Origin of the sequence: Xanthomonas sp. NCPPB 1067, from assembly GCF_020783795.1 — a bacterium.
In the GTDB taxonomy this organism is placed as follows: domain Bacteria; phylum Pseudomonadota; class Gammaproteobacteria; order Xanthomonadales; family Xanthomonadaceae; genus Xanthomonas; species Xanthomonas melonis.
This window is the reverse complement of record NZ_JAJGQG010000024.1, coordinates 43,930-58,376: the sequence shown is the minus strand read 5'-3', so window position 1 is coordinate 58,376 and position 14,447 is coordinate 43,930. Positions and strand designations below refer to the sequence as shown.

Annotated in this window: 9 protein-coding genes and 1 other RNA gene; 4 read left to right on the top strand and 6 right to left on the bottom strand. The window is 66.5% G+C overall.

Features of this window, described 5'->3' with window-relative positions:
* Positions 1-18 precede the first annotated feature (18 nt).
* Both LL962_RS16200 and LL962_RS16195 read left to right on the top strand, forming a co-directional pair.
* The gene (locus LL962_RS16200) at positions 19-1,065 is read left to right on the top strand and encodes a Kelch repeat-containing protein (RefSeq protein WP_228317634.1); all 1,047 of its coding nucleotides are present in this window, start codon (positions 19-21) and stop codon (positions 1,063-1,065) included.
* A gap of 91 nt (positions 1,066-1,156) precedes the next feature.
* Complete coding sequence (locus LL962_RS16195) at positions 1,157-1,528, top strand: hypothetical protein (protein WP_228317633.1); 372 nt, start codon at positions 1,157-1,159, stop codon at positions 1,526-1,528.
* 104 nt (positions 1,529-1,632) lie between these two features.
* Here LL962_RS16195 and LL962_RS16190 read toward each other — a convergent pair whose 3' ends face one another.
* From LL962_RS16190 to LL962_RS16165, 6 genes are all read right to left on the bottom strand, one after another.
* Positions 1,633-2,670 carry an SMP-30/gluconolactonase/LRE family protein gene (locus LL962_RS16190; RefSeq protein ID WP_228317632.1) on the bottom strand — a complete coding sequence of 346 codons (1,038 nt, stop codon included), beginning with the start codon at positions 2,668-2,670 and terminating at the stop codon, positions 1,633-1,635.
* Between the two features lie 72 nt (positions 2,671-2,742).
* Entirely contained in the window at positions 2,743-3,915 is a 1,173-nt protein-coding gene (locus tag LL962_RS16185) for an endo-1,4-beta-xylanase (RefSeq protein ID WP_228317631.1), read from the bottom strand.
* A 284-nt stretch (positions 3,916-4,199) separates the two neighbouring features.
* Positions 4,200-6,914 carry a beta-galactosidase GalB gene (gene galB / locus LL962_RS16180; RefSeq protein WP_228317641.1) on the bottom strand — a complete coding sequence of 905 codons (2,715 nt, stop codon included), beginning with the start codon at positions 6,912-6,914 and terminating at the stop codon, positions 4,200-4,202.
* 142 nt (positions 6,915-7,056) lie between these two features.
* Positions 7,057-8,478 (bottom strand): glucuronate isomerase, encoded by a 1,422-nt coding sequence (gene uxaC / locus LL962_RS16175; protein WP_228317630.1) that lies wholly within the window; start codon positions 8,476-8,478, stop codon positions 7,057-7,059.
* Between the two features lie 51 nt (positions 8,479-8,529).
* Positions 8,530-9,522 carry an endo-1,4-beta-xylanase gene (locus tag LL962_RS16170; RefSeq protein WP_104588427.1) on the bottom strand — a complete coding sequence of 331 codons (993 nt, stop codon included), beginning with the start codon at positions 9,520-9,522 and terminating at the stop codon, positions 8,530-8,532.
* 10 nt (positions 9,523-9,532) lie between these two features.
* Positions 9,533-10,849, bottom strand: a complete 1,317-nt coding sequence (locus tag LL962_RS16165) for an MFS transporter (protein WP_228317629.1) — start codon at positions 10,847-10,849, stop codon at positions 9,533-9,535.
* Between the two features lie 459 nt (positions 10,850-11,308).
* On the opposite strand from LL962_RS16165, the gene LL962_RS16160 reads away from it, so the two are divergent.
* Together LL962_RS16160 and LL962_RS16155 are read left to right on the top strand one after the other, a co-directional pair.
* Positions 11,309-14,236 carry a TonB-dependent receptor gene (locus LL962_RS16160; RefSeq protein ID WP_228317628.1) on the top strand — a complete coding sequence of 976 codons (2,928 nt, stop codon included), beginning with the start codon at positions 11,309-11,311 and terminating at the stop codon, positions 14,234-14,236.
* Positions 14,237-14,298: 62 nt separating this feature from the next.
* Positions 14,299-14,375: non-coding RNA, sX9 sRNA (locus LL962_RS16155), on the top strand.
* Positions 14,376-14,447 lie beyond the last annotated feature (72 nt).

Sequence of the window (14,447 nt, the reverse complement as noted above, 5' to 3'; positions counted from 1 at the left end):
TGACTGGAAGAGTGCTGCATGCGCCTGTTGAAGACCTCGTTCTGCGCGAGCCTGCTTGCTGCCGCGATCGGCACATTTCCCGCAGCGGGTCATGCCGCCGACAAGGCGCCGCCAGCATCTACCCCGGCGGCATCGAAACAGCCGGCCAAGTGGCAAACGCTGACCACGCGCAACACACCGCATGCGCGCCATGAGAACAGCATGGTCGCCATCGGCGATCGCCTGTATCTGATCGGTGGACGCGATCAGCGTCCATTGGAGATCTTCGATACGCGTACGCGTCGCTGGTCGCAGGGCAGCGCGCCACCGCTGATGGTGAGCCATGCGCAGGCGGTGGTCTCATCCGGAAAGCTCTACCTCGTGGGCGGCTTCACTGGCGACTACCCGGAGGAGGCGTCGCTGAGCCACATGCTGATCTACGATCCGCAGACCGATCGATGGCAGGAGGGGCCGGAAATTCCCAAGCACCGGCGCCGCGGTGCCGCCGGCACGGTGGAACACGACGGCGTGCTGTATCTGGTCGGCGGCAATACGCGCGGCCATATGAGCGGCTACGTGCCATGGCTGGATGCCTTCGATACCCGGACACAGCAGTGGACCCAGCTGGCCGATGCGCCGCGCGCACGCGACCATTTCCATGCGGCAGTGATCGACGGAAAGCTGTATGCCGCCGCTGGGCGCCGCTCGGCACACGAAAGCGGCAACACCCTGGCGCAGACCATTGCGGAGGTGGATGTCTACGATATCCAGCGCGGCGCCTGGTCGGTGGCTCCGGCCGCCCTGCCTACCCAGCGCGCCGGCACGGCCGCTGTCGCACGCAATGGGCAGCTGCTGATCATCGGCGGGGAGAGCATGCGGCAGGTCAAGGCACACGACGAAGTGGAAGCCTACGATCCGCATGCCGCCACCTGGAGCACGCTCGCAGCGCTGCCGCAAGGCCGGCATGGCACCCAGGTCGCCACGGTCGACGGAACCCTCTATCTGGCCGCCGGCAGCGCCGATCGCGGCGGTGGCCCGGAGCTGGATGATGTGCTGATGCTGGGCGGCGAACGGGCGATGGACTAGCCATCGTCCGTAGCGATGCTCGCACCGTGTCGGTCTGCGTGGCACCGACATCGCCGGTTACATCATGCGTGAAGCAGGAGGCTTTGTCGCGATGACAGCAGTGCCCATCTCGTCGTTGCTGCTGCTTGGGCTGGCCGCCTTGATCATGCACTGGCTTTGCTGGCGCTACTTCTGGAGGCGCTACGCACGCCCTGCAAGCCGTGCGGACGCCGTGTTGCGCGGCACGATGGCCCTGGTATTCATGAGCGTTCCTGCGCTGTTCCTACGCGAAGCGCTGTCGACCGGCGAAGTCAGATGCCTGGGCCGTCGGTGTGCCGGGGTGAGCTTCGATGTCGCGAGCGACCCGGCGAACTACTGGCTGCGCGTGTTCGTCCTGATGGTGGTCTGCGTGTTCTTCTTCACCGGCTTGCTCGCGGCGACCGCCAAGCCCGAGCGCGTTGCAGGGCCGGATCGCTCGAGCTGACCGCAGCGATCTGCCGGTGACCGGCAGCGCGTGCGAAGCGCGTCGGGGCAGGCCTTCTCGACCTGCCTGCGCCATCGATACTCACGCCAACCGGGCAAGCCGCGTCAGGGCGCGAACTCCAGCCCCAGCGTCTTGACACGCACCCGCGCCAGCATCGCGTGCGAGGTCATGTACAGGGTGCGGCCATCGTTGCCGAACGCACAATTGGAAATGGCCTCGCCGGTGGCGATGCGGCCAAGGCGTTGTCCGGCCGGATCGAACACGATGACGCCGCCGGGGCCGGTGGCGAACACATGGCCATCCGACGAAACCGCCATGCCGTCGGGAAGACCGGGCGCCTGCTTGGCGACCAGATCCGAGGCATCGGCAAAGACGCGCTTGCCGGTCACTGCACCCTGGGCATCGAGCGCGTACGCCATCCAGATCGGCCGCTTCGGATCGGAGTTGGCCACGTACAGCGTGCGCTGATCCGGCGACAAGGCGATGCCGTTCGGGAAGCTCAGGCTATCGTCCAGCAGATGCACGCTGCCGTCGGTATCCAACCGATACACGCCATTGAAGCGCAGTTCCTTGACTGGAGAATCGTTCAGATCCTTCAGTCCATAGGGGGGATCGGTGAAGAACACCACGCCGTCCTTGCGACGGACCACGTCGTTGGGACTGTTGAACCGCTTGCCTTCGAAGCTGGTGGCCAGTGGCGTCTTCTTGCGCGTGGCCGGATCGAGCCGGGCGACGATGCGGGTGCCGGAATCGGCCAGCAACACGGTGCCATCGGGTTCGGCATACAGGCCATTGGCGCCCGCCTCGCGCAACGTGGGCAGTTCCGGACCCGTATAGCCCGACGGCGACAGCAGCACGGAAAGTCCTGCGTCTTCGGACCAGCGATACAGCTTGTTCTCCGGCACGTCGGTAAACAACAGATAGCCGCCGGCACGCACCCAGGTGGGGCCCTCGGACCAGGTAAAGCCTTCGGTGAGCTTTTCGATGCGTGCATCGGCCGCAATCACCTCGCCGAATCCGGGAGCGAACGCTTCCACCTGCCCGACCGCAGAAAACCGCGGCGGCGGCGGATCCTTCTTGGTGCAGGCAGCAACGATGGCCAGCAACGGAACGGCCAACAGCAGGTAGGGCGGCACGCGCATCGGAGAATCCAGGAATCCAGTTGGCCCCATCATGCCATCATGCCGATGCAGGCGCCTTGCACACGTTGCCCACTATCGCCCGGACGCGGGCACTGCCAGTACCGCCTCCAGTGCGGGCTTGGGCCGATGCTCACGGTCGAACAGCAGCGGATGGTTGGTGCGGCCGGGCACCGGGTAATCGTTCTTCCACGACATGCCGTCGCTGACGCCCCAGACACTGACGCGCGCCAGCTTGTCGCGCTTGCGCCAGAACAGCGCGAACAGCTCGGCATAGCGCTCGCGCAACTGCGCCTGTACCTGCGGTGGCAGGCCATCGCGATACGGGTCGAGAAAACGCTTGAATTCCGGCAGTTGGAACTGCTTGTGCGCCAGTCCGGTGCCGATCACCTGCCCTTCCTTGGTGACCGGCAACACGTCCACGTCCAGCTCGGTGATCATCACCTTGATGCCGAGCGCGGCATAGGCATCGATCGCCGCTTCGATGTCCTGCACGCTAGGGTAGTTCAGCCCCCAATGCCCCTGCATGCCCACCCCATCGATACGGATTCCGGCCTGCTGCAGCATCCGGACCATGCGCACGATGCCGTCGCGCTTGGCCGGCCGCCAGGCATTGAAGTCGTTGTAGTAGAGCTCGGCATCTGGTGCGTAGCGCTGGGCGAAGGCGAAGGCATTGCGCACCACGGTGTCACCATCGCCGACGCGTTGTACCCAGTTGGTAGCGCGGTAGCTGCCGTCTTCGTCGACGATCTCGTTGACCACGTCCCAGGCCTGCACCTTGCCGACATAGCGCCCTGCGACCCGTTCGATGTGCGCGCGCATGCGCTCGATCTGCGCGGCCGAGGTATTGGGCGCGCCCTGCGCATCCACGAAGAACCAGTCCGGCGTCTGGTTGTGCCAGACCAGGGTGTGCCCGACCACGAACAGGTGCTGGCGCTGCGCGTAGGCCACGAATGCATCGGCGGCGGCGAAATCGAACACACCCGGCCGTGGGGCGACGATCTCGGCCTTCATCACGTTCTCCGGCGTGACCGCATTGAAATGGCAGGCCACCAGCGCCGCCGAGGCGGCGTCCTTGCCGGAGACGATCTCGGCATTGACTGCCGTCCCCAGCAAAAACCCCTTGGAATAGGCCGACTTGAGCGTCACCGCTCCGGGCGCGCACGCCGGCGCTGCCGTGGCGAATGCCGCGATTGCGCTCAGTCCGAGCAGCAAGCCGCAGCGTAAAAGCCAGGGTCGGTGATGCATGGCGTTCTCACAAGTCAAAGGGGCGTGGTGGAATGCGGCGTGTGCATACCGGTGAGCGCAGGAATGCAATAGCTGTACTTCACGCGATTGCTGGACAGGACCGCCACGATGTCCGGCATGCGCAGCCATGAGCACGTGCTCCGCAGCGCCGGTACACATGCGGCCTTGCATGCGTTCGATGCATCTGCGACATGTGGGCGTGCCTCTTTTTGGGCGACCCCTGGCTGACGAGGGCCGCAACGCACCGTGCAAGCAACCCACAGCGCTGGTGCGCAACAGGCCGCTCATTCGGCCCGCACCTGCACGCTGGTGGGCTGCAGCGTGTCTGATTCCACATGCAGGGTGATCGGACCGCGCGCACCGTTGCGCGCACGCACGATGGCCAGGCACAGGCCATTGAAGGCATTGCGTTGTGTCGAGACGAACGACTCCAGGTTGGTCGGGTCGCCATTGTCGGTGGCCACCAGTTCACCCGGTCCCTCGATGCGGAAGCGCAGGCGGTCGCCCGCAGTCGGTGCAGCGCGTCCCTGGCGATCGAGCAGGCGCACGGTGATGAAGCTCAGATCCTTGCCATCGCCGCGGATGCGGCTGCGGTCGGGTATGGCCTGTATGCGTGCGGCGCGGCCTGCGGTCTGCACGCGGTCGCTCGCCCACGGTTTACCATGACGGTAGGCCTGCACACGCAGCTCGCCGGGCTGGTACACCACCGCATCCCAACGCAGGCGATACTGCAGCGGGCCCTTGCGCTTGCGTCCCTGCGAGATGCCGTTGACGAACAGTTCGGCCTCGTCGCCGGAGGTGAACACGTGCACCGGAGTGACCTGGCCCTCGCGCCCCGGCCAGCTCCAGTGCGGCAGCAGATGCGCCATCGGCAGCTCCGGGCGCCAGCGCGATTGGTACAGCCAATAGCGGTCCTTGGGAAATCCCGCCAGGTCCAGGATGCCCGAGTACGCGCTGCGCGCGCTGTAGTACGGCGTGGGTTCGCCCAGGTAATCGAAACCGGTCCAGACGAATTCGCCGGCCACATACGGGTGCCGGTCCAGCGCGGCGAACACCTTGTCCGCACTGGAACCGAAGTCCACGGCATGCAGTTCGTAGGCACTGACCTGGTGCGCCACCGCATCGCCGCCGCGTCCCTCGCGGACCGGTGCGCTGGTCTGCGGCGTCACCGGGAACAGGTACACGCCGCGGCTGCTCAATGCCGAGGCGGTTTCGCTGCTGAGGATCGCCTTGTGCGGAAACTGCGCATGGAATGCAGGGTATTGCGGTTGCTTGCGGATGCGCTCGGTGCCCGCAAATTCAGGCGCATCGCGAATGCCTTCTCCCTGATAGTTGAGGCTGATGACATCCAGCGCGGCTGGCAGCGGCATGTCCGGCGAAGCGTAGTTCATCGCCACCGTGGCCGGACGGCTGGGATCTTCGTCGTGCACGATGGCATGCAGGGCGCGCGCAATCGCGGCACCCTGCTCGCCGGTGTACTGCTCGCCGACCTCGTTGCCCACGCTCCACAGCATCACCGACGGATGGTTGCGGTCGCGGCGCAGCATCGCGCGCAGGTCCGGCTCATGCCATTGCGGGAACACCAGGTGGAAATCCAGCGGGGTCTTCTTCATCTCCCAACTGTCGAAGATTTCGTCCACCACCAGCAGGCCCATGCGGTCGGTGAGTTCCAGCAGTTCCGGTGCGGGCGGGTTGTGGCTCATGCGGATCGCATTGGCGCCCATCTGCTGCAGTAACTGCAGCTGGCGCTCGGCGGCGCGCGCGTTGAAGGCGGCGCCCAATGCACCGAGGTCGTGGTGGTTGTTCACACCGCGAATGGGCACGCGCTCGCCATTGACCAGCAGGCCCCGGTCGGCAGTGAACACGATGCTGCGGATGCCGAACGGGGTGTGGTAGCGGTCCACCACCCGCCCGTTCTGGCGGACCTCGGTCACTGCCACATAGCGGTGCGGACGCTGGGTCGGTGGCGGACCCCACAACTGGGGATGATCGATGCGCACCGCGCCCTGCACGCGGGCGCTGCCACCGGCCGGTACCGAAACCTGCAGCGGTGCGATCTGCGCCACCGCCGCACCACGGGGCGCGCCGCTGTCGGCATCGAGCGGGTAGATCGCGGTGTCGACCTGCGCCTGCGCAGCCGTGTGCGCGGCGTTGTCCAGGGTGACGGACAGCTCCACCCGCGCCGACGCCGTCGAGACCTGCGGCGTGGTGAGCTGCGTACCCCAGTGCGCGACATGCAGCGGCGCGGTCTTGGTCAACCACACGTGGCGATACAACCCGCCACCGGGATACCAGCGCGCCGAGTCGGGCGGATTGTCCAGGCGGATCGCCAGCTGATTGCGTCCGCCGACGATCGCGTACGGGGTCAGGTCCAGCCTCCAGGAGCTGTAACCGTAGGGCCAGCCGCCGACCAGCTTGCCGTTGAGCCAGACCGTGGCATACGCCATCGCACCATCGAGATCGAGAAACAGCGAGCGGCCGCGGTCGCTGGCGGGGATATCCAACGTCCTGCGATACCAACCCACACCCCAGCTCGGCAGACGGCCCATGCCGCCATAAGGCCCATCGGCCAGGAACGGCCCGGCGATGGCCCAGTCGTGCGGCAGCTCCACCTGTTGCCAGCGGCTGTCGTCGAAGTCCGCCTGCACATAGGCCACATCGCTGCCGGGATGGCCGGGTGGGCGCCGATGACGCTGGGCGGGATTGGCGATCAAGGCATTGCCGGTCGGCAGGATCCATGGCTTGAGGACGTTCGTCGCCGACGCACGCAGTCGCTGCGCCTGCTCCGGACGTGCATCGGCCGCCTTGCCATCCTCGCTGCCGCTCACCTGCGGGCGCACGTCGTAATCGAGCACCACGGTGTTGCCCGGCGGATCGCCGCGCTGGAAGCGCCATTGCGCGTCGAGCACTACACGCTCGCGCGGCGCATCACCCGCCTGCTCCGCCGTGACGCCCAGTGCAGGCAGGGCCGCGTAGATCACGAGCAGGATCAAGGGCATCCAGCGCGCGCAGCGATGGCGCAGGCCTCCCGCCGCAGCCGATGCCCACGACCCCGGGGTCATGGCACCGGATCCTGCATATGCGGGCAGCGTATCGCGTACGGCAAAACGGCAGCCGGCACGGGTCCGTCGCCCCATCGCCTCACAGCTTGTAGGCCTGCTTGGGCAGCCGGTAGGCCAGGTCCACCGCGATCTGCGCAGCTTCGTCTTCGTCGAGCCGATGCTCGGCCACCAGCGTGGCCAGGAACGCGCTGTCCACGCGCCGTGCCACATCGTGCCGCGCGGGAATCGACAGGAATGCGCGGGTGTCGTCGTTGAAGCCCACCGTATTGTAGAAGCCGGCACTGGCCAGGGTCTGCTCGCGGAAGCGCCACATGCCTTCGGGCGCGTCGTGGAACCACCATGCCGGGCCCAGCAGCAGCGCCGGGTAATGCCCGGCCAATGGCGCCAGTTCGCGGCTATAGCTGGTCTCGTCCAGGGTGAACACGATCAGGCGCAGCCGCGGGTCGTTGCCATGGCGATCCAGCAAGGGCCTGAGCGCGTGCACGTAGTCGGTGCGCATCGGAATGTCGGCACCCTTGTCGCGTCCATAGCGTTGGAACAGTGGCCGGTTGTGATTGCGGAAGCAGCCCGGATGCAGCTGCATCACCAGGCCGTCGTCCAGGCTCATGCCCGCCATTTCGGTCAGCACCTGCGCGCGGAACAATTCGGCCTGCGCCGGGGTCGCCGCGCCGCGTACCACGGTCTCAAACAGGCGTTGCGCCTCGGCCGGCGACAGGTCCGCGGTAGCGGCGCTGGGGTGGCCGTGATCGGTGGAGGTGGCACCGTGTGCCGCGAAGAAGGCGCGGCGCTGGCGGTGCGCACGCAGATAGCCTGGCCAGGTGTAGACGTCTTCGCCGGTGAGTTCGCCGAAGCGCTGCAGTGCAGCGGCGAACTGTTCGTGCTCCGGATCCACCACCGGGTCCGGGCGATAGGCGGTCAGCACGCGACCCTTCCATCCGCTGCCGGCGATGGCCGCGTGGTGCTGCAGCGTGTCCAGCGGCGATTCGGTGGTGGCCATCACCTCAATGTTGAAGCGCTCGAACAGCGCACGTGGCGCGAATGCCGGCGTCTGCAGCGCGGCGGTGATGTGCTCGTAGTAGTGATCGGCGGTGCCGGCATCCAGCCGGAGACGCAGATCGAACACGTCATGGAAGACATGGTTGAGCCACAACGCCGACGGCGTGCCGCGCAGCAGCGCGAAGTGGGCGGCAAATACGCGCCACGCCGCACGCGGGTCGACCGCCGCGCGCGTGCCATCGGCGCGCGGAATGCCCAGCGCATCCAGGTCGACGCCCTGGCTGTAGAGCATGCGGAACACATAATGGTCGGGTACCAGCAGCAGTTCGGTGGCGTTGGCGAAGGCGGCATCGGTCGCAAACCAGGCCGGGTCGGTGTGGCCGTGCGGGCTGATGATCGGCAGCTGCGCAATCTGCGCATACAGCCGGCGCGCGATGGCGCGGGTGCCGGGATCTGCCGGCAGCAGGCGGTCGTCGTGCAGGGTCAATGGCAAGGACGTGGGCATGGAATCAGAACGCCGAAGAATGCGGGAAGCGGATGCCGTTGGCCGCCCGCGTCATGGCGCGGGCGTTCCGGGATGGGTCGCCACGTAATCGCGCAACCAGGTCAGGGCGGGGCGCTCGCTGCCATCGCTGCGCACCAGATACGCCGCCTGCTTGTCGCGCCACAGTCCGGGGCGGAATCCCCACAGGGTGATGCCGCGCACCGCCGGATGCTCCCAGAAGGTCGGGAACACCCGTTGATAATCGGCCAGTTGCTGCGCATCGCTGGGGCCATCCAGATCGAACTCGGTGATGTAGATCGGAAGGCCGGTGGCCGCCAGTGCGTCCAGATTGGCGCGGTGCACCGACATCGCCACATTCGGCGTGGTCTCGAAGGCATGCTCCTGGATGCCGATCGCATCCAGCAGACGCTCGCGTTGCAATAGCTGCACGATCTGCAGATAGCGCTGCGTGGCATTGGCAGTGTTGGTGATGCTGTAGTCGTTGATCATCAGCCGGGCGCGCGGGAAGTGCTGGCGAGCCAGCCGGAACGACTGCAGCACCCATTCCCAGCCGCTGGCGCCGCTGCCGCCGAGTGCCTGCAGATAGTTGCCGCCGCCGGCATCGTCCTTGCTGGGCGGGTCGTTGAGCGGCTCGTTGACCACTTCCAGCAGGTCGATGTCCGGATAGCGCTGCGCGACGGCAGCGAACCATTGTTCGATCTCGCGGCGTTGTTCGGCCGGCGGCAGCGATTTGATCCATTCCGGCTGCTGGTTACCCCAGACCATCACATGCATCTGGAACGGCATGCCGTTCGCCTTGGCGAACCGGTAGGCCGTGTCCAGCCCACTCCAGTCCATCCGGTCGCGTACCGCTTCCACCGTGCCCCACTTACCGGCATTCTCCGGCGTGAGCTTGTTCCAGTACTGCGCGAACTCCGGTGCCTGTTGCGGGCTGTAGGCACTGCCAAGAAACTTGGACGCGCCCGCTGCCAATGGCGTGCCCTGTGCGGCCGAAACGATGCTTGCGGCGAGCAACACGCCCAATCCCACTCTGTGCAGATGCATGATGCGTCCCTCAGGAAGATGGCGGCGCCGGATCGGCCGCAGGCAGGTGCGCCGGTTCCAGCCGCGGCACTAAATGATGCACGACGGCCAACGCCAGCAGATATGCAGAACCGGCCATCAGGAACACCGGCACATAACTTCCGGTCGCCTGTAGCAAAAATCCGATGAAGGTGGCGATCAACATACCGCCCACCGCGCCGGCGAATCCGCCGATGCCCACCACCGTGGCCACTGCATGGCGTGGAAACATGTCCGAGGGCAGCGTGAACAGATTGGCCGACCAGCCCTGATGCGCCGCGGTCGCCAACCCGATCAGCGCCACTGCCAGCCACAGATGGTCCGCCCGCGCGGCGAACACGATCGGCACCACGCAGACGGCGCAGATCAGCATGGCGGTCTTGCGCGCGCGGTTGACGCTCCAGCCGCGCGCGATGAAGCGCCCGGCGATCCAGCCCCCGGCAATACTGCCGACATCGGCCAGCACGAAGATCACGATCAACGGCGCACCAAGCTGCAGCAGGCTCAAACCATATTGGGCATGCAGGAACTTCGGCAGCCAGAACAAAAAGAACCACCAGATCGGATCGGTGATGAACTTGCCCAGCACGAACGCCCAGGCCTGCCGGTGCCGCAACACCTGCGCCCACGACAGCCGGCGCTGTACCGGTTCGTGCGCATCGCTGCGGATATGCGCCAGTTCCGCCGCCGATAAGCCGGGCTGTTGCTCGGGCGGGTGGTAACTGACCCACCACACCACCAGCCAGGTGGCGCTGAGCACGCCGGTGAACAGGAACGCCGCCTGCCAGCCCCAGGCGGTGGCGATCACCGGCACCAGCAACGGCGCGACGATGGCACCGATGTTGGATCCGGAATTGAAGATGCCGGTGGCCAGCGCGCGCTCGCGGCGCGGAAACCATTCGGCCACCGTCTTGAGCGCAGCAGGAAAATTGCCCGATTCGCCCAATCCCAGGAAAAAGCGCGCAATCGCAAAACCGACCACGCTGCTCGCCAGTGCATGCCCCATCGCCGCCAGGCTCCAGACGCCGATCGCCAGCGCATAGCCGATGCGCGTGCCGAAGCGGTCGATCACCGCACCGCTGCACAACAGCCCCACCGCGTACGCCGCCTGGAAGGCGGTGACGATATAGCCGTACTGGATCTCGTTCCAGCCGATCCGGGTCTGCAGGAACGGTGCCAGCACGCCCAGCACTTGGCGGTCGACGTAGTTGATGGTGGTGGCCGCCAGCAGCAGCGCGCAGACGCGCCAGCGCACGCGGCCCAGCCCCGCCGACGCAGCGACGGGTACGCCTGCGGGCGTGTCACTCATGCGCATGGCCTGTGTGGAGCAGCGCATCGCGCAGGTCCCGAACCGACCTGGCGGCATGGCCGCAGCGCGTACGGCTCCGGTGCCGGTCACGCGTGTCGCTGCCGCGTTCTTCGCTGGAGTTCATCGACCGCCGCACCTGCAGGAGGTGGCCTTGCGCCACGGGTGATAGCGCTACCATTACCACGCCGTGGCGATGAATCCATCGCGCACTGCAGCACGAGAACGCCACGCGGGACGCTGCGTCCATGCTGAGATCCGCTCGCATGCTGCGGTCCTGCCGGTCCCGCAGGCCTATGCTGCCCTGCAGCGTGATGTTGCGAATTTGGTAGCGCTAACATCCAGCGGCACTGATCGCCCGTCTTCCCCACCGCACCATCGCCGCGCCGATTCCGGCGGCGGCATTCCCTGCGCCGGGGCGATGCGTGGGATACCCGCTCACCTGTTAGGGAAGGGATTACGGTGAAGAACAGCTACGCACGAACCGCGTTGTCCTGCGCGTTGGGCTCGGTCCTGCTGGGCATGGCCAGCACGGTCGCCTGGGCCCAGTCCGACACCACTACGTCGCAATCCCCGCCGGATCCGGCGGGCGGCAACGATGCAGTGACCCAGCTCGATACCGTCACCGTCTCCGGCTACCGCCGCAGCATCCAGTTTTCCACCGATGCCAAGCGCGATGCGGTCGGCTTCGCCGACACCGTGTTTGCCGAAGACATCGGCAAGTTTCCGGACATGAATATCGCCGAGTCGCTCAACCGCATCCCCGGCGTGCAGCTGGCGCGCGACGTCAACGGCGAGGGCCTGAATATCGCCATCCGCGGCCTGGGCACCAGCTTCACCAAGACCACGCTCAACGGCTCCAGCATCGCCACCGCCTCGATCGGCCTGAATGCGCAGAACCAGAACCGCGAAGTCGATCTGAACCTGTTCCCCACCGAGTTCTTCACCCAGCTCACCGTCAGCAAGACTCCCACCGCGAGCATGCTCGAGGGCGGCGTCTCCGGCGTGGTGGACATGCGCAGCGCGCGCCCGTTCGACCGCCCCGGCGTGCATTTCACCTATCAGGCCCAGGCCGACTGGAACAGCACCAGCGAGAAGACCACCCCACGCGGCGCCTTCATGGGCAGCTGGACCAATGAGGAAGGCACCTTCGGCGCATTGTTCGGGCTGGCCTCGGTGCGCAGCAAGCTGGGCGTGCGCGGCTTCGAGAGCGTGGGCTGGACCAATCCCGGCCTGACCTACACCCAATGCGGCCTCGCCCCGCCCGCAGGCACGCCGGCGACCAATCAGCCGGCCGCCTGCAACGTCAACGGCGGCGGCAACTGGCGCATTCCCGATCGGGTGCCGGCCACTGCCGGCAGCGGCCTGACCACCGGCGAAACCATCGATGCGGCCTGGCTGCTGGCGCGCAATCCGGGCCTGAGCATCGCCCAGATCAGCGATGCGCTGATCCCGCGGCTGGGCCGCAGCGTGCACATGAGCGGCGATCGCGACCGCGACGCGGCGGTGATGGCGCTGGAATGGCGGCCTTCCGACAGCCTGCATTTCTACCTGGACACGCTGTACTCCGAAGCCGAGCGCACCACCGAACGCATCAGCATGAATCTGATCGGCCGCAACGGCAACATGATCCCGCTGGGCATGCAGCTGGATCAGAACAACGTGGTCACCAGCGCCACCTTCGCCAATGCGCAGTACTTTCTGGAAGCGCGCCCGTACCGGGAGAACGTCAAGTTCTGGAGCGTCAATCCCGGTGCCGAGCTGCTGTTCGGCGCCGAGCAGGACATCAAGCTCAACGTGCAGGCCAACGCCACGCGCAGCTGGCTGGCGCGCGAATCGCCCAGCATCCTGGTGACCTCGCCGTTCACCACCGTGGACTACCGCAACACCGGCGGTGATCGTCCCAGCATCAGCAGCCCGCTGGATCTGAACGATCCCAACCTGGGCTGGGGCTGGAGCGGTGGCCGGGTCAACGTCCAGAACGAAAAGCGCGTGACGCAAACCCGTGGCGCGCGCGCCGACCTGCAGTTCGGCGAAGACAAACGCAACATCAAGATCGGTGCGGCCTACGACCAGGCCGAGCGCACCATCCGCGGCTTCGACAACAGCGTGGCGTGGGAACAGGTGGTCTGCCGCGGCGGCGGCGGCAACGTCTGCAACGGTGGGCCCGGCTCAGCCGTGCCGAGCGCGGTGCTGGCGACATATCTGCGGCCCGGCCCGGACGGCTTCATCACCGCCGATTTCGATCGCTTCCTGCGCGACACCAACTATTACCCACTGCGCGATGCAGCGCCGGAATCCAACTCGGCCAACACCGGCGCCTCGACCGGCGGCATCCGCGAGAAGAACCTCGGCTTCTACATCGAAACCAACGCGGAAACCGAGGTGTGGAACCGCACGCTGCGGCTCAACGCCGGCGTACGTTACGTCACCACCGACCAGACCATCACCGGGCCGGTCACCATCAACGGCATCCGCCGCGTGCAGGTGCTCGATTCCGACTACAAGGAAGCCCTGCCCTCGTTCAATGCGGCCTGGGACGTGGCCGACAATGTGGTACTGCGGCTGTCCAGCTCGCGCACGCTCACCCGCCCGGACCCGAGCGCGATGTTGCCCAACACCAACTTCAGCGATCCCTCCGCGCAGACCGCAACGCAAGGCAATCCCAACCTGGCGCCATACCTGTCCACCAATGTCGATTTCGGCGGCGAGTGGTATACCGGCGGCGAAGGTTATGTGGGCCTGACCCTGTTCAACAAGCGCATCAGCGGCTTCACCGTCAATGGCGTGCGGCGCATTCCCTTCAATCAGCTGGGCGTGCCGTACGACAGCCTGCTGCCGATCCAGCAGGCTGGCCTGCAGCAGCGCGGTGGGCCGGATGCGGCCACGGTCGACGTGCAGACCCAGGTCAACGCCGATGGCGTGCTCGACATCCGCGGGACCGAAGCCATCTGGGTGCAGCCGCTGGACAGGCTGGTCGATGGCCTGGGCTTCAGCCTCAACTACACCCACGTCACCCAGTCTTCCGAAGGCGAGGGCGTACCGGCGGTGGCGGTGGGCGTGGCGCCGAACCTGTGGAACGGGACGGTGTACTGGGAGAAAAACGCCGCCTCGGTGCGCGTGTCCTACACCTGGAACGACGACATGGTGATCTCCGGCGCCAACCAGAACGGCATTCCGTACGCACGCCTGAATGCCGATGCGCGCGGCCAGCTGGATCTGTCGGCCAGCTATGCGCTGGACTGGCTGCCGTCCAAGCCGCAGCTCACCCTCAACGTCACCAACATCACCGACGAGCCCTTGCGCACGACCTACGCCTGGCCCAACGCCACCTACGATCTGTATCAACCCGGGCGCACCGTCATGCTCGGCATCCGCGGTACCTTCTAGGAGTGGCTATCGAAACAACTGCGCTTACCGCCAGGCGGGCGCGGCCGCTACTCGGGAGCGGCATGTACTCCTCGTACACGCCGGTCCAGAGTGCGCCGTCCGTGCCCGCCTGGCGATTGCTCGCGACGTCTTGCAAGCCACTCCAGGTGCTGTCCTTGCCCGCTGCGATCACCCGTCACGGCGCGCGAAGCAGCGCGCGCCGCGGCGTTTT